The 22,906-nt window shown below is 44.4% G+C and carries 22 protein-coding genes; 7 read left to right on the top strand and 15 right to left on the bottom strand.

Translation table 11 applies throughout. The features are described from left to right. Positions 1–55: 55 nt before the first annotated feature. The 4 genes from QT979_RS07030 to ispE all read right to left on the bottom strand — a co-directional run bounded on the left by QT979_RS07030 (position 56) and on the right by ispE (position 2,702). The gene (locus tag QT979_RS07030) at positions 56–508 is read right to left on the bottom strand and encodes a DUF488 domain-containing protein (RefSeq protein ID WP_333215009.1); all 453 of its coding nucleotides are present in this window, start codon (positions 506–508) and stop codon (positions 56–58) included. Further along, positions 486–1,112, bottom strand: coding sequence for a DUF488 domain-containing protein (locus QT979_RS07025; RefSeq protein WP_333308898.1), 627 nt, complete (start codon positions 1,110–1,112; stop codon positions 486–488). The genes QT979_RS07030 and QT979_RS07025 overlap by 23 nt, the downstream gene beginning before the upstream one ends. A 75-nt stretch (positions 1,113–1,187) precedes the next feature. Next, entirely contained in the window at positions 1,188–1,541 is a 354-nt protein-coding gene (locus tag QT979_RS07020; RefSeq protein ID WP_333215012.1) for a DUF3082 domain-containing protein, read from the bottom strand. A gap of 183 nt (positions 1,542–1,724) precedes the next feature. Next, entirely contained in the window at positions 1,725–2,702 is a 978-nt protein-coding gene (gene ispE, locus QT979_RS07015; RefSeq protein WP_333308896.1) for a 4-(cytidine 5'-diphospho)-2-C-methyl-D-erythritol kinase, read from the bottom strand. A gap of 90 nt (positions 2,703–2,792) precedes the next feature. Between ispE and QT979_RS07010 the strand changes: the two genes are divergently transcribed. Beyond that, complete coding sequence (locus QT979_RS07010; protein ID WP_333215016.1) at positions 2,793–4,319, top strand: ATP-binding protein; 1,527 nt, start codon at positions 2,793–2,795, stop codon at positions 4,317–4,319. Between the two features lie 245 nt (positions 4,320–4,564). Here QT979_RS07010 and rsmA read toward each other — a convergent pair whose 3' ends face one another. Next, positions 4,565–5,386, bottom strand: a complete 822-nt coding sequence (gene rsmA / locus QT979_RS07005) for a 16S rRNA (adenine(1518)-N(6)/adenine(1519)-N(6))-dimethyltransferase RsmA (protein WP_333215018.1) — start codon at positions 5,384–5,386, stop codon at positions 4,565–4,567. 181 nt (positions 5,387–5,567) lie between these two features. Here rsmA and galK point away from each other — a divergent pair, with 181 nt between their 5' ends. Continuing rightward, complete coding sequence (galK, locus tag QT979_RS07000; RefSeq protein ID WP_333308893.1) at positions 5,568–6,647, top strand: galactokinase; 1,080 nt, start codon at positions 5,568–5,570, stop codon at positions 6,645–6,647. On the opposite strand, the gene QT979_RS06995 is transcribed toward galK, so the two are convergent. The 3 genes from QT979_RS06995 to QT979_RS06985 are packed head-to-tail and all read right to left on the bottom strand — an operon-like array spanning position 6,637 to position 8,941. Continuing rightward, on the bottom strand, positions 6,637–7,011 hold the full coding sequence (locus tag QT979_RS06995; protein ID WP_333215022.1) for a signal peptidase I: 375 nt from the start codon (positions 7,009–7,011) through the stop codon (positions 6,637–6,639). The two genes, galK and QT979_RS06995, sit on opposite strands and share 11 nt — an antisense overlap. Before the next feature lie 55 nt (positions 7,012–7,066). Then, positions 7,067–7,759, bottom strand: coding sequence for an SRPBCC family protein (locus tag QT979_RS06990; protein ID WP_333308891.1), 693 nt, complete (start codon positions 7,757–7,759; stop codon positions 7,067–7,069). Positions 7,760–7,777: 18 nt separating this feature from the next. Then, complete coding sequence (locus tag QT979_RS06985) at positions 7,778–8,941, bottom strand: baeRF3 domain-containing protein (RefSeq protein ID WP_333308889.1); 1,164 nt, start codon at positions 8,939–8,941, stop codon at positions 7,778–7,780. Between the two features lie 255 nt (positions 8,942–9,196). On the opposite strand from QT979_RS06985, the gene QT979_RS06980 reads away from it, so the two are divergent. Both QT979_RS06980 and QT979_RS06975 read left to right on the top strand, forming a co-directional pair. Next, positions 9,197–9,874, top strand: coding sequence for a DUF2834 domain-containing protein (locus QT979_RS06980; protein WP_333215028.1), 678 nt, complete (start codon positions 9,197–9,199; stop codon positions 9,872–9,874). 178 nt (positions 9,875–10,052) lie between these two features. Next, on the top strand, positions 10,053–10,652 hold the full coding sequence (locus tag QT979_RS06975) for a class I SAM-dependent methyltransferase (RefSeq protein WP_333308888.1): 600 nt from the start codon (positions 10,053–10,055) through the stop codon (positions 10,650–10,652). Between the two features lie 21 nt (positions 10,653–10,673). On the opposite strand, the gene QT979_RS06970 is transcribed toward QT979_RS06975, so the two are convergent. From QT979_RS06970 to QT979_RS06955, 4 genes are all read right to left on the bottom strand, one after another. Continuing rightward, positions 10,674–10,808 (bottom strand): hypothetical protein, encoded by a 135-nt coding sequence (locus tag QT979_RS06970; protein WP_333308886.1) that lies wholly within the window; start codon positions 10,806–10,808, stop codon positions 10,674–10,676. Positions 10,809–10,828: 20 nt separating this feature from the next. Further along, on the bottom strand, positions 10,829–11,023 hold the full coding sequence (locus QT979_RS06965; RefSeq protein WP_333215032.1) for a DUF433 domain-containing protein: 195 nt from the start codon (positions 11,021–11,023) through the stop codon (positions 10,829–10,831). 104 nt (positions 11,024–11,127) lie between these two features. Beyond that, complete coding sequence (locus tag QT979_RS06960) at positions 11,128–11,328, bottom strand: DUF2283 domain-containing protein (RefSeq protein ID WP_333215034.1); 201 nt, start codon at positions 11,326–11,328, stop codon at positions 11,128–11,130. Further along, positions 11,318–11,584 (bottom strand): DUF4258 domain-containing protein, encoded by a 267-nt coding sequence (locus QT979_RS06955; protein ID WP_333215036.1) that lies wholly within the window; start codon positions 11,582–11,584, stop codon positions 11,318–11,320. Before QT979_RS06955 ends, QT979_RS06960 begins: the two co-directional genes overlap by 11 nt. Positions 11,585–11,698: 114 nt before the next feature. Between QT979_RS06955 and QT979_RS06950 the strand changes: the two genes are divergently transcribed. Both QT979_RS06950 and QT979_RS06945 read left to right on the top strand, forming a co-directional pair. Further along, on the top strand, positions 11,699–11,863 hold the full coding sequence (locus QT979_RS06950) for a DUF433 domain-containing protein (RefSeq protein WP_333215038.1): 165 nt from the start codon (positions 11,699–11,701) through the stop codon (positions 11,861–11,863). Between the two features lie 107 nt (positions 11,864–11,970). Continuing rightward, positions 11,971–12,552 carry an antibiotic biosynthesis monooxygenase gene (locus tag QT979_RS06945; protein WP_333215040.1) on the top strand — a complete coding sequence of 194 codons (582 nt, stop codon included), beginning with the start codon at positions 11,971–11,973 and terminating at the stop codon, positions 12,550–12,552. Between the two features lie 165 nt (positions 12,553–12,717). Here QT979_RS06945 and QT979_RS06940 read toward each other — a convergent pair whose 3' ends face one another. Together QT979_RS06940 and QT979_RS06935 are read right to left on the bottom strand one after the other, a co-directional pair. After that, entirely contained in the window at positions 12,718–13,695 is a 978-nt protein-coding gene (locus QT979_RS06940; protein WP_333041877.1) for a heme o synthase, read from the bottom strand. Between the two features lie 119 nt (positions 13,696–13,814). Further along, positions 13,815–14,726: a heme A synthase gene (locus tag QT979_RS06935; RefSeq protein WP_333227896.1), complete on the bottom strand. Its 912-nt coding sequence runs from the start codon at positions 14,724–14,726 to the stop codon at positions 13,815–13,817. A 901-nt stretch (positions 14,727–15,627) separates the two neighbouring features. Between QT979_RS06935 and QT979_RS06930 the strand changes: the two genes are divergently transcribed. Further along, positions 15,628–17,061 (top strand): ABC transporter substrate-binding protein, encoded by a 1,434-nt coding sequence (locus tag QT979_RS06930; RefSeq protein WP_333308883.1) that lies wholly within the window; start codon positions 15,628–15,630, stop codon positions 17,059–17,061. Positions 17,062–17,509: 448 nt separating this feature from the next. On the opposite strand, the gene QT979_RS06925 is transcribed toward QT979_RS06930, so the two are convergent. Next, complete coding sequence (locus QT979_RS06925; RefSeq protein ID WP_333308881.1) at positions 17,510–22,855, bottom strand: AAA family ATPase; 5,346 nt, start codon at positions 22,853–22,855, stop codon at positions 17,510–17,512. Positions 22,856–22,906: the final 51 nt, after the last annotated feature.

Genomic DNA, 22,906 nt, shown 5'->3' with positions numbered 1-22,906 from the left:
ATTTTAGATTGTAGATTTTAGATTCATCCCACACTTATCTAATATTTTCACTAAATCAAAGATGATTAATTGTGACATTTTTCCACTTATCGCTGAGATATTCAGCAACTAAGCGGCGGTGACAATTATGAGGTTTTGGTTCGCTACAAAGCAGACACCCGCAGTCTAAAATATCCGAGGAAACCTTGTGTTCAATTTGTCTATCGCCCATCAACTCCAAAAACTTCTTTTCATAAACATCCCAATCTCCCTTTTTCTTTTTATAATCATCCAAAATATCTTGAGTCGGCGCTAAATCCAGCACATGAACATACTCAATATTACCAATGGTTCGCAGAAAATATTCTAAATCTTTCCGCTTAGCAAAACCTGCTAACTGTGATACATTATTCAGCCGTGTATCGATTACCCTGCGGACTCCCGCTTTCATCAAAATCCCAAAAAACTCCTCCGCACTTTTTTGAGTAAAACCAATTGTAAATAAATTAATTGCTTTCTTTTGTGACATAAGCGATTTCCAATCCGTGACGATAATAAGCGGTTTCTAAATCAACTACTTCCTGTTTAACTTGAGGCTCTAATTCAAACAAGCTTAGCTGAATTGGCTCATTATTTTTTTTTCCTTTGTTAAACTTGCTCAAAAGTCTTTCTTCTAAATGCTGGTGCGCTTCTAAATTGCCATCGGACAGAATATGATTAATCTGCAAGTTAAAATCTTTCAACTTGTGGCAAACTAAAATAGTCCGATGACAAGTAATCGGGTCTTTTTCCGCACACATTAAACTGATTTTATAATTGGCGGCGCCTTTTAGCAGGCGCTGAATTCCTGCGGAAAATAGAGGAGTTGCTGCTATGCGATCGTATAAAGCTTTGCCGCTAGTATCGTAACAGCTTAAATCCTCTGGTCTCGCGCCCAACTCTTTGCCTAAAAAAACATATTGAATGCCAAAACTTGACAGAGAAGCTTTAATTTCGGATTTATTAAAATGAGGTAAATAGCGGCTAAAAGGATGCGATCGCACGTCCGCAACCGCCGTAATTCTGTGTTGTTGCAGCAGCAAAACAAACGCTTCAATACTCAGATTGGAGTGTCCGATAGTAAATAATTCCATTGCTTCGATCTTACTATTCAGTCTTTGCCTTGCGGAGGAGAATTTGTGTATCCAGATGGTTTCAACCTGTAAACTTCAACCTGTGGGTTTTTTAAGCAACTTTTGAATTAAAAGTTGCACAGCCAGCAGCATCAAACCCAAAGATGCAAAAGCAAAAACACCCGCACCCAAAGCCACAATCCCCATAACTAAAGTTCGCACAGCCGCGCCAATATTAATCGCAGTCACATTGTCAGAATGAATCGGGGAATTTGCAAAAGTTTGGACGATCGACAAAGTTAGCGCGTACAAAGCCGCCGCAAAGCCGCCCGCGATCAGGGAACCCATCACGCACCGCAAAATCGTCGGCGGCGTGGAAGATGCAGAGGTTGCATCTCCAGCCGAACTCAGAGGTTTAGAAGTAGAATTTGGATTAGTTAAATCAGTCATGGCGATTTTAGATTTTAGATTTTAGATTTTAGATTTCTGGTTAATTCACCAAAACTAAAATCGGTGTTGCATCACATATTATCAGTTCCTCGATCTCAATAGACTCTGCGAAAAGTTAGATTAACCTTGATCCTCGCCTGTTAGACAGGTTTAACGGGCGATCGCGATCGCACCATCTTCGAGTTACACCCTCGGAATCGGCGCTTTTAGATCATTTTCCTCCGAAAAAATCCGAATCCCAGTATTGCTAAACTGTGCTACCCAAAAATCCAAATCGGGAGAAGCGATCGCACTTTTAACCCGTTCCACAACCTGCTGAGCCTGCTCTGGAGACTCCGCCAGCGCAAACACCGTCGGCCCGGAACCCGACATCATCGTCCCCAAAACCCCCGCCGACTCAAAAGCCTCCCGCAACTGCAACACCTGCGGGTACACGGGCAAAGCAACTTTTTCTAAATCGTTATGCAGCAATTGACCAATTTTTGATCGATCTTTTTGGGCGATCGCCGCCACCATCGGACCCGAATGCAGCCGTTCCCGGCGGCACGCCAAATCTTCCGCTGCACAATAGGAACTACTGAACTGCTGGCGATAAGTTTGATACGACCATGCAGTAGAAATACTGAGATTGCGGTACTTCGCCAACACCACAGAAAAGCCTGCCAAATCGGGCAATGGCGACAGTTTATCCCCGCGACCAGTTGCCAAAGCCGTACCTCCCCCAATGCAAAAAGGCACATCCGAACCCAAAGTTCCTCCCAACTCTTGCAACTCCGACTGAGTAAGTCCCAATTGCCACAGCAAATCCATCCCCACTAAAACCGCGGCCGCATTTGCAGAACCCCCGGCAAGCCCCGCCGCCACAGGAATCTGTTTGTGAATCGCAATCTCGACTCCGCCGTATTTCGCCAAAGCATCGGGGAATTGCTTCGCCAACAAATCCGCCGCCCGGTAGGCCAGGTTATTCTTATCAGGAGGGACTTGCGGGTGATCGCAGCGCACGCGAATCGTGTCCGTACCGATCGCGCGCAAGTCAATTCGATCGGCTAAATCTATGCTTTGAAGTACCATCGCCAGTTCGTGATATCCGTCGGGGCGATCGCCTATGATTTCCAGATACAGATTGATTTTTGCTGAAGCTAGCAGAGAATATGAACGCATAGGTGATTAAGCCGCAGGTGAAAGAAACCCCTGGTTGAAATTAATTGACACCAGTCCGAGTCCATTTTCTCACAACTCAAAGGAAATATTATGCAGGAAATGTGGAAAACTTTTTTTACTTCCGGGCCATTTATTCCTCACGGCCACTGCTATCTCTGGCATACCCCGTTAGTCGGGCTTCACATTGCCTCAGATTCTATCATTGCACTCGCGTATTTTTCCATTCCGATTACATTGGTTTATTTTATTTCCAAACGCGAAGATTTGCCTTTTGATTGGATCTTTGCCCTGTTTGGAGCCTTTATCGTCGCCTGTGGCATCACTCACATATTTGAACTCTGGACACTTTGGCATCCTAACTATTGGCTTTCAGGAACAATGAAAGCAATTACTGCCCTTATTTCATTAGCTACAGCCATACTTTTGGTAGACTTAATGCCTCAAGCCCTAGCACTTCCCAGTCCCGCACAGTTAGAATCCGCCAACCGACTCCTAGAAGCTGAAATTGTCGAGCGCCAATTAGCAGAAGCCTCCCTAAAAAAAGCTAAAGAAGAATTAGAAATTCGCGTTGAGGAACGCACCGCAGAGTTAAAGTCTCAAACGCAACATCTAGAATTTGCCAACCGACTCCTAGCATCGGAAATTGTCGAGCGCCAATTAGCAGAAGCTGCCCTAAAAAAAGCTAAAGAAGAATTAGAAATTCGCGTTGAGGAACGCACCGCAGAGTTAAAATGTCAAACTCAACAGCTCGAACAAGCCTTGTCTGAATTGAAGCAAGCTCAATCCAACCTAATTCACAGCGAAAAAATGTCATCTTTAGGGCAATTGGTCGCTGGGGTTGCTCATGAAATCAACAATCCGATTAACTTTATTTACGGCAATATTACTCACACCCGCCAGTATGCCAATAGTTTGCTAGAACTGGTGAATCTCTATCAAGAGCAGTATCCGAATCCCATACCCATAGTTCAAGAAAAAATCGAGTCTATAGATTTAGACTTTATCATCTCTGACCTGCCAAAAATATTAATTTCTATGATAAACGGCGCTGAGCGGATTTTTGGTATTGTCAAGTCGCTGCGAATTTTTTCTCGCCATGACGAAGCAGAAATGAAATTAGCCAACATTCATGAAGGAATTGACAGCACACTGATGATTTTGCAAAGCAGATTGAACACTAATCCCAGTTTGGCGAATATTCAAGTTATCAAAGAATATGGCAAATTACCGAAAATAGAGTGCTATCCCGGACAGCTAAATCAAGTATTTATGAATATCATCGCTAATGCTATTGATGCTTTAGAAGACGACAGCCACAGCGAGTCGATGGCAGCCAATGAAGCTAATCCCTGCATCATCAAAATTTCTACTAAACTTTTAGAAAGTGAAGTCGTAGAAATCCGAATTAGCAACAACGGGCCAGAAATCACAGAATCGGTGAGGAACCAGTTATTTAATCCATTTTTTACCACTAAACCAGTAGGTAAAGGCACGGGATTAGGTTTATCAATTGGCTATCAAATTATCACAGTAAGACATCAAGGCGAATTGCAGTGTATTTCTGCACCAGGGAAAGGTGCAGAATTTATTATTAAAATTCCTATTAACCTGCAATAAACATTTAAGAATCCCCATAAAACCTCAACTCAACTGTTAGTAGTCAGACCAAAGAGTGATTTTTCTTAAATAGGAATTACGCCCGATTGTTGAGCAACCATTTTTTTTACGAAAAGACTCGTTGTACACAGCATATTCGGTAAAAAACCCGGTTTATGGGCCCCGATGCGTAAGTCCTGATCAAAAAATAATTCGCAAATACGCCACTTATTTAAGAAGTCGGGTATCTAACAAAATCTTGAATTTTAAACATCTGAGAGCATATTATTACTCAAACTTACCCATTGATCCACGCTTAAATCTTCAGCGCGAGATTGAGGATTTATCTGTAACTCTTCTAGCAAGTGAACGAGTTTATCTAAGTCCACAGCCCCTTTCAAATTATTTCGCAGCATCTTGCGCTTGCTACCAAATCCTAACTTAACTAAATTCTCCAAATAGCGCGGATTAACCGCCGCAGTTTCTATCTCTCTGGGAAGCAGCCGCACCACAGCGGAATCGACTTTTGGCGGCGGAAAAAAGTCTTTAGAGGGTACATCGCAAATTAACTCGCATTCTGCTAAATACTGCACACGCACTGACAGCGCGCCAAACGCTGTCGAACCCGGTTTAGCGTAAAGCCTTTGGGCCACTTCTTTCTGCACTAATAGCACGATCGCATCGAAGGGTTTAGCAGCAGGAACAGATATCGTTCCCAGCAGTTTTTGCAGAATCGGGCCGGTGATATTATAGGGAATATTGGCAACAACTTTATTGGGATTGTGGAATTTGGGAAAAGCCGTTAATTCAGCCTCTAAGTCCATTTCCAAGAAGTCGCCTTGCAGCAGTAAAAAATTGTCGGTTTTGCCGAGTTGTTTGGCTAGCTTGAGACACAAATCTCGATCGATCTCCACAGCAACAACAGACTCAGCCGCAGGCAGCAAACGCCGAGTCAAAATCCCCGTGCCCGGCCCAATTTCCAGGACGCGATCGCGATCCAAAGAAGCCGCTTTCACAATCTTATCTAAGGCTTTCTCGCTTTTGAGCCAATGTTGAGCAAACTGTTTCCGGGGTCTGGTCGATCGCATTTTTTGAATTTTTTGAGAAATCTTAGGCTGTCATTTTATCACAGCTCTCTATCTTTTCCTAACCTACGGTGATGTTTATTTTTGTTAACAGGGGTTGAATTAACAAAAAAAATTGGGCACTATATAAAGAATAAACGATAAAAAATAAATTAATTTCTTCCCAATTACCAATTCCCCAAAAATGAAATTCCAACGAGTATTTGGTACATTACCCCAAACCACAGCCAGCGCCCCCGGCAGAGTAAACCTGCTGGGCGAACACACAGACTACAACGATGGATTTGTACTTCCAACTGCGATTCCCCAGCGCACAACAGTACAAATCGGCTTCAGCAGTGACGATCGACACCATTTTTATTCAGCAGAATATGACGAACTCATAAATTATTCCGACGACGATACAATACCGCAAAAATTCGTCAGTTATATCTGTGGCTGCCTCAGACTTTTAGAAAAAGAAGGATTCAAAGTACCGCCAATAAATCTCTACATTACCTCCAATGTGCCGATCGGAGCCGGTTTGTCCAGCAGCGCCGCTTTAGAAATAGCAACCCTCAGAGGACTGCGCGCGCTGCTGAACCTCCCCCTAGAGGACGTGCGCCTAGCTCAAATCGGACAGCAAGTGGAAATCCGGTATGCCGGCTTGAACTGTGGCATCATGGATCAAATGGCGTCGAGTTTAGCAGACACCAACACCATGCTATTGATCGACACCCGCAGCCTCGAATGTCGCCCGATACCTTTTCCCACAAACACAGAAATTTTAATAATTGACAGTGGCGAAAGCCACGAACTCGCAGCAGGAAGTGGCTACAACAAGCGGCGCGCCGAGTGCGAGGAATCCGCGCGAATATTGGGAGTTAAAGCTCTCAGGGATATCGCCGACCCCCAAGCAGTGGAAGTATTGCCGGAACCTCTCAGAAAGCGAGCGCGGCACGTGGTTACTGAAAACAACCGCGTACTCGAAGCGGTAAAATCTTTGCCAGCAAAACGTTTTGGCGAGTTAATGAATGCTTCCCATGCCAGTCAGCGCGACGACTACGAAGTTTCGGTGCCGGCAGTAGACACGCTGGCGGCAATCTTGCAGTCAATCCCCGGAGTCTTCGGCGCAAGGCTGACGGGCGGAGGTTTTGGCGGTGCTTGCGTAGCCTTGGTTGAGAGTGGGAAAGCGGGTGCGATCGCATCCGAGGCGATCGATCGCTACCAGCGCGCGGGTTATAGCGGCCGCGTTTTGGTTCCCGAAGTTAAAGTTACTTCTTAACTCCAGAACTATCTCCCGACAGGGAAGGCCAGCGCACAGTCACGATTACCGAATCCTCCTCGGCAGACCAATAATGAGGCACTCCCGGCAGCCAGAGAGCATAATCTCCTTCGCGAGACAGCAAGATTTCTTGTTCTGGAAATTGCAGGCGAAACCGCCCTTTTACCAGGATAGAAAGCGTCGTGGCTGCCGCATTTACCGCCCACTCAGTCCTACAATCTCCGGCGGGGTGAGTGCCCCATTTTACTTCTAAAACAGAAGTCGATCGCGGGTCATCTTCTGGCGCCATAAAGTGACCCGCAAACCAACCGCCCCGACTTGCACCTTCAGCGCCCGCATTTCCGAAAACCACTTGAGATGACATCAGCTAATCACGTAAACAACAAAGATGCTTAAATCGGGGGACACCATCTAACTTATTACTTGCGGCCCGAAGGTTGACCTTCCGTAGTCGCTATTTCGCCAGCTTCCATCAACTGCTTAAAACGACGTAAATCATTGGCAATTTGCTGTTCGGGAGCTTCGCCAAATAGTTTAGCAGCGCCAGCACCAATTGCACCGCCGGGAGGGTTGTATTCGATGACAACTTTTACCTCTGTACCGCGTCCCGCTGGTGCCGGTTGAAAGCGCACAAAGCCAGAATTGTCAACATCAGATCCTTCCACAGACGCCCAAGCAATTAAGCGATTTTCTTCTTCGCGGACAATCTCTGCATCCCATTCCACACTATTGCCCATCGGCGCGCTGGCTATCCAGTGAGAACGTTTTTCATCGATGACCGTAACGTGTTTGAGATGCTTCATAAACCGAGGCAAATTTTCAAAATTGCGCCATAAACGGTACAATTCATCAGCCGGTTTGTCGATCGTCACCGTCTTTTCAACTTTAATGCTTTGATTCGGATCTGCAGCCGACTGCAAACCCTCCACAACCCCCAGACCACGGGCCGCTAAACCGCCGCCCGCAACCGCCAGCAAAGCACCTCTCAAAGAACGCTGCGACAAGCCAAAAAGCACCAGCGCCCCGCCACCAATTAAAGATGCCCAGCGTTCGGTATCGCCGCTGCTACTTTGGTTTTGTTTGTCGGAATTTGTCATTGAACTAGATTCCATTGGTTTAAACCTGGTAAATTAATAGCGGAAAATAGCAGCTAAAGGGGCCTCGTCCGGAACTTTTTCCGGTGGCACCGCGTAAACAGTTCCGCCGTTGAGAATAGTTTGAATTGCTGCGACATTCAACAAATCTTCGTCACCCAATTCTGCATCGGGATGGATTTGCACCGAGTTCGTATCGGGATTAAAACTACCCCACTGCTGAACGCCAAGAGCAACAAATAGTCGATCGACCCGTCCAAAATAAGCAGCCGAAACAGCTTCTTTCAAATCAGCAGAAATTTTATCGCTTCCTGTCAGATCGTGGTATTGTGCGATCGCCTCTGACTGAGCCTGCAAAAACAAAGGTTCCACCAGCGGAAAAGCTTCGGCCCGCAACTCTTCCGGCTTGAGAAGTTTCTGATTGCCTGTAATTCCTTCTTCAAATAAATGCGGGTAGGTATTAGCTTCTCGGTAAAGCGGGAGCAAATACTCAACTCCAGCTAACACTAAAGGAGCTTTTTTATTGTGCAAATATTTGTGCAGCGCCCCATCGATTATGTGGAAATACTGCAATATTTCGTGCTGGCGCTCATCTTGATCAGGACTTCCTTGACCGTGAAAACTTCCCGGATGCTGAAAAGAATTATTAGTGCCTCCTTTTGAAGTAGCAATCCGAAACTGACCATCTTTAGCAGTCGGGTCATATTGCAGAGCCTCCTCAAGGCTTTTCGGCAAGTTTTCAACTTCAACTTCCCTCGCACTGTAAGACGTACACTCAATCAGCCTCACTTCCTTCTGACTGAGAGCTAAAACATAAAATAAATTATCTCCTGTCAGCATAGGCATCAGCGGTTTGACGTGAAAATTGTCGCTTACAACCACTAATTCATCAAAATTCACCGGACAGGTATAGTAGCGGAAAAATCCCGAACCGACAAAAATCGCCAGCAGGTTGCTTTGATTTTCCCAAAAGTTTTCCTGGTCAATTTCTGCTCGGACTGGCTCTAGCAATTGGGCAGCTTCTTTTTTGTCAAATCCGCACTCTACTATTTTGTCTTCAGCCTCTCTGATTAAATTTTTGAACCGAATCGGATTTTGTTGAACTTCTGTTCCTTGAGCGACTGGCATATAAATTGATACGCACAATCCAGGAGATTGTTGTACCAGCGCTTTGAGTTCCTCTACAGATATTAAGTTCACCGCTGAAACTCCTTTGCTAAGGGGTTTTGTAATAAAAACAATCGATTGTTTAAAATGTATCTCTCCTGACATGGCCCCTGCGTCTGCCTAAAGTAATGATCGCCTGCTGTAGAGCCTTTCATCCCCGAACTAAAACCCGGTTTGCAGCCGCTGTTCCAATCGAAGTGCTTATGACCTAAGATAGACGCGCCTAACTCGGGCGTTACTTTACCATAATTTAATTTAGCCTGGTTCAAATACTCGTTATATATAATAATGAAAACAAAAATTTTTCTGGGGTTGCTCTGGGCAACATTTATTGCCTACACCTTACTGCTAGCTCCTCTCGATCAGCCCGGAACGCTAACAGTTATGGAAAAAATGCTCAAGTTGCAGCTAGAAGGAATCAACCCCTACCTTGTCACCATATTCGCTCTCATGGGAGTCTGGCCGATGGTCTACGCTTGCCTCCTATTTATTGATGAGAAAACCCAAAATATATCCGCTTGGCCTGCTTTCCTCGCTTCCAACGGCGCCGGCATCATCGGCTTAATTCCCTATTTACTCCTCCGCCAGCCTCAGCAAGAATTTTCCGGCCGCAAAGATATGTTGATCAAAATATCAGACTCCCGCTGGACAGGGATTGTACTTTTACTAACTACTATCTGGCTGTTAGCTTGGGCTTGGTTAAATGGAGATTGGGGAGATTATGTCAGGCAGTGGCAATTAATTCCTTTTGTGCATTTAATAACTTGGGATTGTTGCTTGATGGCTGTAATATTTCCCTCACTTTTGGGAGACGACATGGCACGCCGCGGACTCTCGGACGATCGCATTTTTTGGGCAGTGTCTCTAGTTCCGCTGTTAGGGCCGCTAGTTTATCTTTGTCTGCGCCCTCCTCTGCCAGAATCTGCAACTGAAATCGCCACTTTCCCACTGACAGCCCGAAATTGAAACATTGAAAAATTTGGGTAGTGTTCAATATTGAATGAATATTCAAGCCGCAACGGGATTAACAAACGCTCAAAAAGCGACATTGAAAGCGTTAGGGGCGATCGCGTAGTCTGGGTGTACCGTAGAGAAAGATTTTAATTGTCCTGAAAATCTCGATCGCGACTTATGAGGTGACTCTATGGAGCCAAATGATACATCGGCCCGCTACGACCGAATAGCCCAATGGTGGCAAACTGAGCATCAACATTCAACCTACGGCATTGCCCAATTAGAACGGGCGATTAAATTTACTTCTAAGCAGCACGCAGCACTTGATGTCGGGTGTGGAAGCAGCGGGCGTTTTATTAACAGTTTATCCAAACATGGATTTCAGCCTGAAGGACTTGATATTTCTAGCGAAATGATCAATTTAGCCCAGCGGCTACATCCAGAAATCACGTTTTACCGGGAAGACATTTGTGATTGGCTGCTGCCGAAACTTTACAGCCTGATTGCAGCGTGGGATAGCACGTTTCACCTGCCAATCAACAAGCAAGCGCCTGTGATACAAAAGCTATGCGATGCGCTTGAACCTAATGGAGTGATCCTGTTCACTTGTGGCGGCGGACATACAAGCAGCGAGGTTTCGGGAGCATTTCAAGGTCAAGACTTTGATTACAGCACTTTGGGTGTAGATACTTTCCTGCAAATTCTGGTTGAGCATCATTGCACCTGCCGCCATCTCGAATATGACCAGTATCCTGAAAATCATGTTTATATTATTGCCCAAAAGACCTAATTTATTATTCGCACGATTAAGCTATGGGATGTCGCAACTGGTGGCTGTAACCGGACGTTGATGGGCGATCGGCTGTATGAAGGCATGAATATTCGAGACCGGGCGGATTGACGAACGCTCAAAAATCGACTCTGAGAGCATTAGGGGCTTTGACATAATCATACTTAGTAGCAAGTTCAAAGCGCAGCTTTAATATCGTTAAGTTCCAAGTCTGGCAATTTTCCGCAAAACTCAAAAATTTGCTCCCCCGCAGCTAGCAACTCTAGGATATCGATGACTCGAATCCGCATTCCCCGGATGCAGGGACGACCGCCACATTGTCTTGGGTGCACTGTGATTCTGTCAAACAGATAAGCAACGGATGCTCGCATTGGTTAAAATTGCTTGAAACCTTTCTCTCTAGCTTACTTCATTTATCGCCCCAAACTCACACCGCGATCTAATTCTGCGATGCCACCTCGATCGAGCGCATCAACTACGTTGCGATCGTTAGTATGAGTTCTTGAGCATTAAACAGTTTACGTTTGGAGGCATTGAGAAATTCGATGCTAACTGGTTCGTCACTTTCGTCATAACTGACAATCACGCCTCCAGGTTCAGAGATAGCATTAGCTGGAAACGCATCACGGAAAATAAAAATCAGAATGTCTGCTTCTGCATCGTATTTAACTTTCATTGGGATTCTCCTGCCAATATCGCTTGACTTGATTTGTCCAGTACAGGGTTAAAATTCGCCTGGTTTGGCCAATTTCAACAAAGGGTACTCTCAGAAGACCATTGCCTCGTTTAATTTGAGCCACCAAAACATCCTCTTCCACGATAATCTGTTGAGGATTGGTGACAGTCGCTTCAACCTCTTCCCTGGTAATTCTCAATCGCTCCTCCCATTGTTGCTGACGCTCCTGGGCGTGTTTTGTCCAAACAATTTGCATATATCCTCATACTCCCGATTCCTCTGTAGGTTCCATTTTGGATTTTGCATTTTTAATTCTAACGCCTCTATAGGGTTTTCATCTATTATAGGTATAGTTAAGATTATAAAATTTATGACCACAGCAGTATCTATTGACATTGGTAAGCTCATTACACACACTCCCGGACTGCATGGTGGATGTCCCCACATCGTCGGTAAAGGCATTACCGTTCGCCGCATCGCAACCTGGTACAAGCGAGGATTGAATGCTGAAGAGATTTGCGATCGCATTCGTTAATCTCCCTTCTGTTTCCAGACGTGCTGCCGAAAATTGCCGAGTAATTTGGTGTCTCTAGGGCGGTTGTTCTGAATAAAACTTTTCTCTCAGTTAATTCTCTAAATTCTATGTTGGAAGAACCGTTGGCGAGCAATACCAGTGAAGAAAACTTTCTAGTCACCGCTGTGATCTCTCATGTAGTGAAACCGGGGCGCGACCAAGGTTACGAAGCATGGTTTCATGGCATCGCTGCAGATGCACGAAAATTCAAGGGACATCTGGGTGTCAGCACTATTCGACCCCAGCATCACGCTCATCCTGAGTACGTGGTCATTCTCAAGTTCGATTGCTACGACAATCTCAAGACATGGCTAGAATCTGATGTTCGGCGAGAGTGGATTGAGCGATTACAGCCCTTGATTGAAAGGCCAGAAGATATTCAAACCCTGACCGGATTGGAAACCTGGTTTACGCTGCCCAATAAATCGATGAAGGCTCCACCCCCTCGCTACAAAATGGCGTTAGTTACATGGTTGGGAGTGTTTTTTACCATTTCTATTCTCAATCGTTTGCTGGTACCGCTACTATCAGGGCTTCCTGCCTTGCTCATATCTCTGATGATCACAGGCCTCACTGTTATCCTGCTCACCTATTTGATCATGCCGCGCTTAACACAATTATTTCGCAAATGGTTATATCCCATTCCCTAAATTAAATAAACAAAACCCGCTAGATGCGGGCTGAATTTTAAGAATTGCAATTTAACTCACTACTATGACTTAGGCAGAAACCGGGTTTTTTAGCGAAATAGTGGATTTGAGACTTTAATACTGGTGAAAAACCCGGTTTCTTTGGTATTTCTGCGTAAGTCCTAACTACATCACAACGGCACTAATCAAAGTTTGCACATTTTGTACAAGAGCAGTAGTAAAGTTATGAGTCACAGGCAAACTGTCAACCACTATTCCGGCGCACAATAGCATCAGGTACAGAATAGAGTATTTAAAGAGCGATCGCGCAACAATCTTATCCTCGGGAGTCTGCAACAGCAACCAAGCTTTTTGGGCAAAAATAGCACCCAGGAAAATAGCTGTACCCGCATACACCGCGCCCGCTAAATGCAGGGGATAAACTAGCAGCAAAGTTGCAGGAATCATCAATAGCGTGTAAATCCAAATTTGGCGGGCTGTCTCTTCGTCGCCCTCAATTACGGGTAACATCGGGACGCCTACTTCCTTGTATTCGTCGCGAATCATCATTGCTAATGCCCAAAAATGCGGCGGTGTCCACAGGAAGATAATCCCAAACAGCAGCCACGCACCCCAACTCAAATCTCCCGTCACCGCAGCCCACCCAACTAGCGGCGGAATCGCCCCTGCTGCACCGCCAATGACGATGTTTTGCACGCTGTGACGCTTCAGCCAGTGGGTGTAAATTAGGACATAGAAAACGATGCCTGACATTGCTAGCAATGCCGCTAATAAGTTGGCAACAACTGTCAGCAATGTAAAGGATATTGTAGCTAGGGCGATCGCAAATATCAAAGCATCCCGCTTCTTGACACGGCCCGAAGGAATCGGCCGCCACCGGGTGCGCTCCATAATATAATCGATGTCGCTGTCGTAGACACAATTAATCGTATTCGCCGACGCAGAAGCTAAAGCGCCTCCGGTAATAGTTGATACCAGTAATAGCGGGTCTACTTCTCCTTTGGCCGCCATCCACATTCCTGCTGATGTGGTGATTAGCAGCAGTAAAATAATTCTGGGTTTTGTTAGTTGATAGTAACTTTTCACCACTTGCGAAAAGTTTTCGTGGAGGCGGGGGCTGTCGTTGGTAAGGATTTCTTGCATCGGTTGTAAGCTGTTAGTAATTATTTGCGAATTCGTCATTAGGTTGTATGGGCGGGTTTTAGGATAAATATTTGCTGTAGCTACAAGGATTAATAAACCCGCCCCATCTTACTTATCTCTCAAGCTGATAAAACTCGATCGCGCCAAGCTAAAACACTAAAAGCTATCAGGGTTCCCAGCAAAGCAGCACCGACTGCTTGGTGGGCGACTGTCAGCGGTTCTACCTGAAGGTGCAGCCGGAAAGTTGCTAATCCCAGAACTAATTGAGCAATTAGGCAAACACTCGCCCAGTTAGCCAGTTTTCGCAAGTTTGGACTCAGTGCAGGCTGCCGCCAAGCCATGACTGCTACGGCTAAAGTCGCTGCTGTAGCTGGTACGATACCGGCGATGTGGCTGTTCATTACCGAGCACAATTCTGAGGAGTCTAAACATTGGTGCAGTGCCCATCTAGAGCCTACTAATGCTCCTAGCAAACTTTGCAGGTAAACTAATAATGCTGCGATCGAACTTACCCAAGCTAATTTGCCGACATTTCCTGTAGCTTGGTAGGGAGTCAGCATGAAACCGATGACTAGCAGGGTGCCAAAAAATAGTAAAGCTGTTCCCAAGTGAGCGGTAACGATGTCAAATCTCAGCAGTTGTGTTACTGTCAAGCCGCCCAATACGCCCTGAAAAACGATTAGAAATACTGCCCCAGCGCTCGCCCAAGGCAGCCATTTTGGCAGGCGGCTGCGGTAAAACAAAGATAGTCCTAAAAGTGCGATCGCGCTCAAGCCAATTGCCGCTGCGTCCAACCGGTGAAACCACTCCAGAAATACCTGCAAATTCATTTGCGCTGCGGGTATTAATTGACCGTAGCACAGCGGCCAGTCGGGGCAAGCGAGCCCCGCATTCATGACTCGCGTGGCGCTGCCTACTGCCATTAACAGCCAGGTTGCGATCGCAATTTTCCACACTAGACCGCGGATAATATCTTGTGGCTGCCACTGCACTCCTGCTGCGTTTGGCTGATTTACAACTGAGTTTGCCATGAACTTTACCTTAGCCTTTGTTATCGATCGAACTTAATGAAATAGCGAGCTTTTACTTTTGCTGAGCTTAGCGGAGCTTAACACTCTTTTTCTGTGACAAACCGTCATATATACTACCTTAGCGACATCGCAATCCAATTAGTTTGTCTTTAGATATTTTTCAACTTTCCTCTTTACATTACAAAGTATTGCAGCTATTTTTATAAATTTCAACAAACTTTAATTATTTTACCGAACCCTTTGCTGTTACAGCCTCCCTCCCTGTCCCCCTCGCGGAGAAAAATAAAGATATGATTAAGAAAAGCTTTTTTTCAAAGGTTTATGATATATATCCAACTTTGAACGTAAAAATTTGTAACTAAATACAGGACTGAAGAGTTAGCCCCTAGGTGTTTTTCAAGGTAGTTCTCAGGTGTACTCACGTCAGATTGTATAATTCAGTTCCAACACTCAGCGTTTTATCTAATTCACCAGTTATCATTTCTTGCCTGCTTAACTAAATTTGGAATGGAGGAAGTGGCGCTCTTGCAGGGTAGGGTTCACTAATCTTTGATGCGGTAACTTATAAAAATTCCTGCACTTTTCTGGTGGAACCACCTTGAAAGCATTCAGACTAAAGAGTGCGATCGCTATTTTGACTATGCCAATGTTACTGAATTATATCAGATCCGGGCGATCGCATATAATAAGGGAATAGTGACTACTGGATTTTAGGCTTGCAGGGTGTCTCAGCTCCGAAATCATCAATTGATAGATCCAATCACTCTATCTGATGCAATCTATATCAATTCGGGATCGCCAAGTTAAAATCACTTTTTCTCCTGGTTCAATGTTTTTGACTCGCTCCTAATAACTAATGACTAATGACTTCGTTATTTCAAAAATCTAAAAAGGTAAAATTATGTCCCAAAAAAACGAAACCGCTGTTCTGGTATTATCGCTCCTAATTACGATCGGGCTAGCCGGTGCAGGTATTTGGTGGCTGACAAGCCGAGGCGGCATCAATGTCGGGGGTTTATCACCCCAAAATCCGACTTTTCCCAACTCGGCGACGGGGAATTCCCCCCAGTCAGAGCAGGCAATTGGGCAGCGTCTGAGTGCTGGCGAAAAACTGTTACTTCCAGATCAAGCCACAACAACCAAACAAGCAGCAGTACAGGCGATCGCATCTGGCAACTATAACGCAGCTATTTCCGACTTACAAGCTTCGCTGAAAACCAATCGCAACGATCCCGAAGCACTAATTTACCTCAACAACGCCCGCATCGGCGATCGCAAATCCTACACAATTGCCGCCGCAGTTCCCATTGGCAGCGATATCAATGGTGCTCAAGAAATTCTGCGGGGCGTCGCTCAAGCTCAAAATGAAATCAACCAAAGTGGCGGCGTTAGCGGTACTCCATTAAAAGTGCTAGTTGCTAACGACGACAACAACCCAGAGATTGCCTCGCAAATTGCCAGTGCTTTAGCAAATAACTCTGAAGTTTTAGGAGTGATAGGGCATTTTAGTTCTGACGCAACGCTAGCAGCCAGCAAGATTTACCAGCAAAAACAATTAGTAGCAATTTCTCCCACAAGTACGTCGGTGCAGCTTTCAGGAGTTGGCAACAATATATTTCGGACAGTGCCGAGCGATCGGTTTGCGGCTAATGCTATTTCCCGCTATATGCTGACAAAATTGCAAAAGCAAAAAGCTGCTGTATTTTTCAATTCTGCTAGCAATTATAGCAAATCTTTAAAAAGTGAATTCACTACTGCTCTTTACGGAGATGGCGGACAAGTAGTATCGGAATTTGACTTTGCTAAGGGTAATTTTAATGCTGCCGAGAGCGTTAAAAGTGCGATCGCCCAGGGAGCAGAAGTGATTGTTTTAGCAGCCAATACCGCCACGCTCGACCAAGCTTTGCAAGTAGTGCAAGTAAACGCCAAACGCCTGCAGTTACTAGCAGGAGACGATGCTTATACTGCTAAAACACTGCAAATCGGTGGCGCAGCCGCAACAGATATGGTGCTAGCTGTTCCTTGGCACATTCTCGCAGATCCGCAGTCAAACTTTCGCCAAACATCCAAACAACTTTGGAATGCTGAAGTAAGTTGGCGCACAGCTTTAGCCTACGATGCGACGATCGCGTTAATTGCCGGTTTAGGGCGCAATCCGACTCGTACAGGCATTCAACAAGCTTTATCGGCGTCAGATTTTTCGGCAAATGGAGCATCGGGCCCGATTCGGTTTTTACCTTCGGGCGATCGCAATCGCGCAGTTCAGTTAGTAACTGTTAAACCCGGAAATCGCACCAGTTACGGTTACGATTTTGTGCCGATATCTGGTTTGTAAACTATTGGCGATCGCCAAATGTAGGTTATAATATTAATTGGTAATTTCTAGGGCTGGTCAAGCAGAAAGGCTTACAAAATGAGTAGTTATATAAAATCCGCTTGCCTCGGAATTAATATTACGCACAATCAGGAAACGGCAGTGCCATTTCCCTACAATTAATCGGGTGAAAATTACATCTCTCATTAAGTGTTCTTGATTATTTGGGCGTAGGGAAACGGCATTGCCCAAGGCGTGTCAACTTAAGCTTTTAGTCCATCAATCCTCCCGCCTACCCGTCAGTCCGCCAGGGGTTGAAACCCCTGTCTAATAGCAAAAGTCCTCTGAAGAGGACTGAGAATAAAAAATTTTAAACTCATTAGTCCTCTTTAGAGGACTTTAGCTTTGAGGCAGGGAATTCATTCCCTGTCGGAGTTTCGGACAGTCAGACTACTAAATTCTCCCATACTTACTTCTGTTTGATTACTACCAAAGTAATGTCATCAAATACTTTTTGCTCCCCGATGTATCGCCGCACGTCGTCAATAATAGCTTGCTTAATTTCTGCTGCTGACTTTTCCCTGTTAATGGCAACAAGTTCAATCATTGGCTCAATACCGTATTCCTTTTGATTCATATCAAAAGCTTCGGTAATTCCATCTGTGTAGAGTACGACAACATCCCCGGAATTTAACTCTATTTCAGTAGTGGCAATGAAATCGGCAATATCTGGTTCCAAGGCGATGGGAAAGCCTAACTCCATCGTATCAATCCGCTCTACTTCGCCACTGGAACGCACGACAATTACCTCTTCGTGCTGTCCGCTCAAACGCAGGATGTTGTCCCCCCGATATTCCAGCAAAGAAAGGCTCATACTTTTACCGCAATTGATGCGCTCTACGTTGTCAAAAAGCGTTTGGTTGACTGTCTGCAATAATTTAACTGGGTCGGTTTCATTGTGAACCAACAAAGTGCGAATTGCTGTTTGTGCCATAATCATTAACACGCCGCTTTCTAAACCGTGTCCTGTCACATCGCCGATGCCAATTGTGGCTTTACCGCCGTAATTTAGTACGTCGTAGTAGTCGCCGCCAACTTCATCAGCGGGTTCCATGAATGCAGCAATTTCTAGCCCTTCAATTGACTCTAATTCCTGCTGTTGAGGCAAAATCATTTGTTGCAGGCGGCGGGTTACGTCTAGTTCGGCACTCATGCGAAGGTTTTCTACTTTTAGCCGATCGTTCAAAACCAATATTTCTGCATTAGCTTGGGCTAATTGTGCGGTGCGATCTTCTACTTTTTGCTCTAAAGTTCGGTTGTAATCTTCTAATTTTTCGTAGAGAGTTGCATTTTCAATCGAGATCGCAGCTTGAGCGGCAATGATTTTTAAAGTTTCGACTCTTTCTGAGGTAAATGCGCCGATCGCCAAATTATTTTCTAAGTAGAGAATACCACCTAGTTTGCCTTGATTGAGTAGGGGAGTGCAGAGAATCGATTTGGGTTGAGTAGCGGTAATGTAAGAGTCGCGGGTAAATTGTCCTTCATCGGTGGCGTTATTTAATACTACATTTTCGTGGCTGCGAGCGACGTAGTTAACGATGGCGGTTGATAGGAGGGGAATTCCAGTTGCAGGATCTACAGAATCTACGGGAATGGATTGCATAATGGTAATGATCTCGCATTCTACTGCTGCTTCCGCTTCAATCGCCCAATTTCCGCCTTTATCCAGAATGAGAAAACCTTTTTGGGCGCCTGCGTTTTCAATCACAGTTTTCATCACCTGGTTTAACAATTGTTCGAGAACGATTTCACCGGAGATAGCTTGGGATGCTTTCATTACTGCGGCAAAATCTAGCGCTTCGCCGGAATTGCTACCAGTTGTGGTGATTGGATTGATGATATTATTTTCAGTATCTGTTCGGGTTGAACTAAGCGACTGAATGGCTAAAAATTGCGGGTATCGCGCTTCTAAATCTTTGACTTTAGCTACAGCCCCCCAGCGCTGATAAGCATAGTGGGCATCTTGCAGGTAGTGACGGGCAACATGATTTTGATTTCTGGCTAAATAAAACCTGCCTGCTAGTTCGTAGGCGAGGGCTTCTTCGTTGAGATATTCGTTTTCGCGGGCTACGATGATGGCTTTGTCATAATATTCTCTGGCATCTTTATCGTTGCCTAATACGCGATCGCGTTCCGCTTCCACTAGATAGAATTTGTGCAGGTAATTCATGGGAGCCTGCTTTGCCCATGTTTCCATTTTTTCTTGTTTAGCAGCCACCTTTGTCAGGATTTCTTCTCTTTCCGTTTCTGAGGAATTAGGATATAGCGCCAATCGGGCTAACATATCATACAAATAGACAGGAGGGAGAATATACGAAGAACCTGCATTAGCTGAGTATTCTTCAAAGCAGTCGGCATTCTCAACAGCTTGCTGAAATTCCTCAAAAATATAACAGAGAGTAACTTTATGTGAATAAGCTTGCATGAGCGCAGTTCTATCGCCACTTTCTAGATGAATTGGTATCATCTTTTCTTCATCATATACTTCACCAATCAAACGGCAGGGATTTTCTGCTTGTCCCATCAAGTTTAGGATCGCCTGCATATAAGTTTGAGTCCAATGAAGGTAAGGTTCCTGTTTAGTTTGATAAGTAACTTCAATTGCTTTTGCCATCTTTTTCTTCGCATCCATCAACTCCATACCGCTTAGGTACAAAGCGTAAGCATGGCTAGCTATAGCACTAGCAGCATATTCAATATCTCCTGTTTCTATGCCACTTTGATAAGCTTCCATACAAAAAGATGATGTATCTTTGAGAGGTTCATTCCAATGCTTGAGAAATAGATGATACATTGCATAAGTTCTGGCTTTGAATGTTTGATCTTTGAACCGTTCTAGTAGCTTCAAAGCAATTTGACCAAACTGATAGCCAGTGTCAATTTTTCCTGTTAGGCATAGGATTAGCCCATAACCTACGTATGGAAAAGCAGAATCAGCGGAATTACCATACTGAACTGATAAATTGACCTGTCTGCACCAATTTACCAAGCTCAGTTGATTAATTGCTATGAACGCAGGACCAAATAAGTAGTTCATGATCCTCATAGCTGCCAGTTTATGCGGATCTACCATTTGGGGTAAGTCGATTAGCTCCTGGACTTGCCTACCTGCTAAGGCAAATTTTATCTGCTCTATCTCTCGTGTCAGATCCGATTGGTTCGGTCGTTCCGGTAATTCTACCCCTAGTAATTTCATAACTTCTAGCCCAATGTCGATCGCCTCCATAAATTTCGTTTGGGCGCAATAAGCTTGCATTTTAATTTCATATATTTTTACTTTTTCTAACAGCGTTTGGGCTTTTTGCAAAACTACCCCAGCTAAGCGCTCCATTTCATCGTAATTAGCAATTGTATAAGCTGCTTCTGCTGCTTCTAAATGCAAATCTAAGGTAAGGTTGTACTGCTGCAACCAACTCTTTTTATTTAACAAACTTAAGCCGATCTGAAGGTAATTGAAAGCTGGTTGGCTAGCCGCTGAAGATTTGGCTTTTTTACCGACCTTTAAGTTTAATCGAGCTAACTCGTATCGCTCTATTTGTCGCTCAATCAGCGCACGGCCTTTGTTCAACTGATTGACAATATCAAACAGCTTCTGTGACAATTCTTCAGATGATGTATTTTGGAGTAATAACCTTCCCACTCGCAGATGTACTGACTGTCTATCTGCTTCGGAGATGAGAGAGTAAACTGCTTGTTGAATGCGGTCGTGGGCAAATTTGTATTCTGCAACTAACTGATCTGACAAACCTGCTACATCAAGTTCCGCCAACTGATAAGCATGGCTGAGGGGTATAATTAGACCAGATTGGAGTGCTGACCGTAAATCGGTTGCTGTTTCTTGGAGAGATTTTTCATAGATAATCGCCAGTGTTTTCAAGTCAAACTGATTTCCTACGCAAGCTGCTAATTTCAATACTGCCTGAGTTGCTGTCGGGAGTTTTTTTAAATTTTTGCTCGTTAGTTCTAAAACGTTATCTGTAAGCGGTTGCGCTTTGATTTGTTCTAAGTCCCACTGCCATTTCTGAGATTGGTAGTTAAAATACAACCAGGCTTCAGAATGCAGGGATTTTAAGAATTCATTGATAAAAAACGGATTACCGCCAGTTTTTTGTTGGAGTAATTCGGCAAGTGGCTTAGCATTTTTTGATTCCGCAAAAAGCGTATCAACTAAAAGTTGCGTAATATCGGTTAAGACTAAAGGTGCCAGCAAAATTTTATTAATGGTTGTTACTTTTGCTTTGGCAATATTTTCCAAAACTTGAGTTAGAGGATGCGCCTCGGTTACTTCATTATCGCGATAGGCGCCCATCAGAAATAGATATTTATTATCTGCTACTGTCATCAGCAGTTGAATTAATTCCAGCGATGCTATATCTGCCCACTGTAAGTCGTCCAAGAAAATTACTAATGGATGTTCGGGCTGAGTAAATGTATTAATAAATTTTTGAAAAACCCGATTAAAGCGATTTCTCTGTTCTGCTGGCGGGAGATCTGGTAGGGGTGGTTGGGAACCAATAATTAGTTCTACTTCAGGAATAATTTCAACTATTACCGCACTAGCTTCCCCTAATTCTGCTTGGAGTTTCTCTCGCCACTTGCTAATTTCTGCATCGCTTTCTGTTAGTAACTGCCGTACTAACGAACGAAATGCCTGAATTAAGGATGCGTAGGGAGTATCTCGTTGAAACTGGTCAAACTTACCAGAAATAAAATAACCGCGTTGGCGAGTCAGCGGCCTATATATCTCCTGGATTAATACTGTTTTTCCAATCCCAGAATATCCAGAAACCAGCATCATTTCACTGGTTCCTTGACTGACTCGCTCGAAAGCAGCTAATAGGGCAGAAATTTCCCGCTCTCGTCCGTACAGTTTTTGGGGAATTTGAAATCGATCGGAAATATTGTGCCGAGCAATTGGGAAAGGGTCAATTTGCTCTTTGCTCTGCCACTGTCTGAGACATTCTTGTAAATCTGCCTTTATTTGATATGCTGACAAGTAGCGTTCCTCAGCATTTTTTGCCATTAATTTCAACACGATCGCCGAAATAATTGGTGGAACTTCTGGTTTGAGTTCGTGCGGTGGGGTAGGTTGTTTAGCAATATGACAATGCACTAATTCCAAAACATCATTGGTGGGGAAAGGTAACTGTCCGGTTAGTAATTCATAAAAAGTTATCCCCAGAGAGTAAAAATCAGTGCGGTAATCGATTGTTCGATTCATGCGACCTGTTTGTTCTGGCGAGATATAAGCCAGCGTTCCTTCTAATACGTTCGGGTTAAGAAAGGTTGGGTTTTCTTGCGACAGTGTTGTGGAAATTCCAAAATCAATTAGCTTCAGCTTACCTGTCTGCTGATTTAAAACAATATTTGATGGGTTAATATCTTTGTGGATAATGTGCTGCTGGTGAACCTGACTGAGAATGTCAACAATTTCAATTGCCAGATGGAGAAATTCAGCAATTGTAAATTGTTTCTTAGCGATTATCTGATTGAGGGATTCGCCACCAAAATCTTCTAAGGCAATTACCCACTGATTTTCTAGGTTTTGGAAGCTGTAAACATCTATTACGCCTGGTAAGTTAATGTTTTGGGTTATTTCATACTCTCGCTTAAACCAGGCAATTTTTTCAGGTGAAGGATAGGATTCTTTGAGCATTTTGAGGATAACAGGCAGATTGTCTGCTTGCCGATCTCCGCGATAGACTAACGAGTTACTGCTCTCATGCAGTTTTTCACTAATTTGGTAATTTTGCATAGTTAGGTTTTTATGACAAAAAACCGCAACAAGTGCGGTTTGAGCTTGTGA

Origin of the sequence: Microcoleus sp. w2-18bC1, assembly GCF_036700365.1 — a bacterium.
In the GTDB taxonomy this organism is placed as follows: domain Bacteria; phylum Cyanobacteriota; class Cyanobacteriia; order Cyanobacteriales; family Microcoleaceae; genus Microcoleus.
Note: the sequence above shows the minus strand (reverse complement) of the source record. Positions and strands in the feature narration are given on the sequence as shown.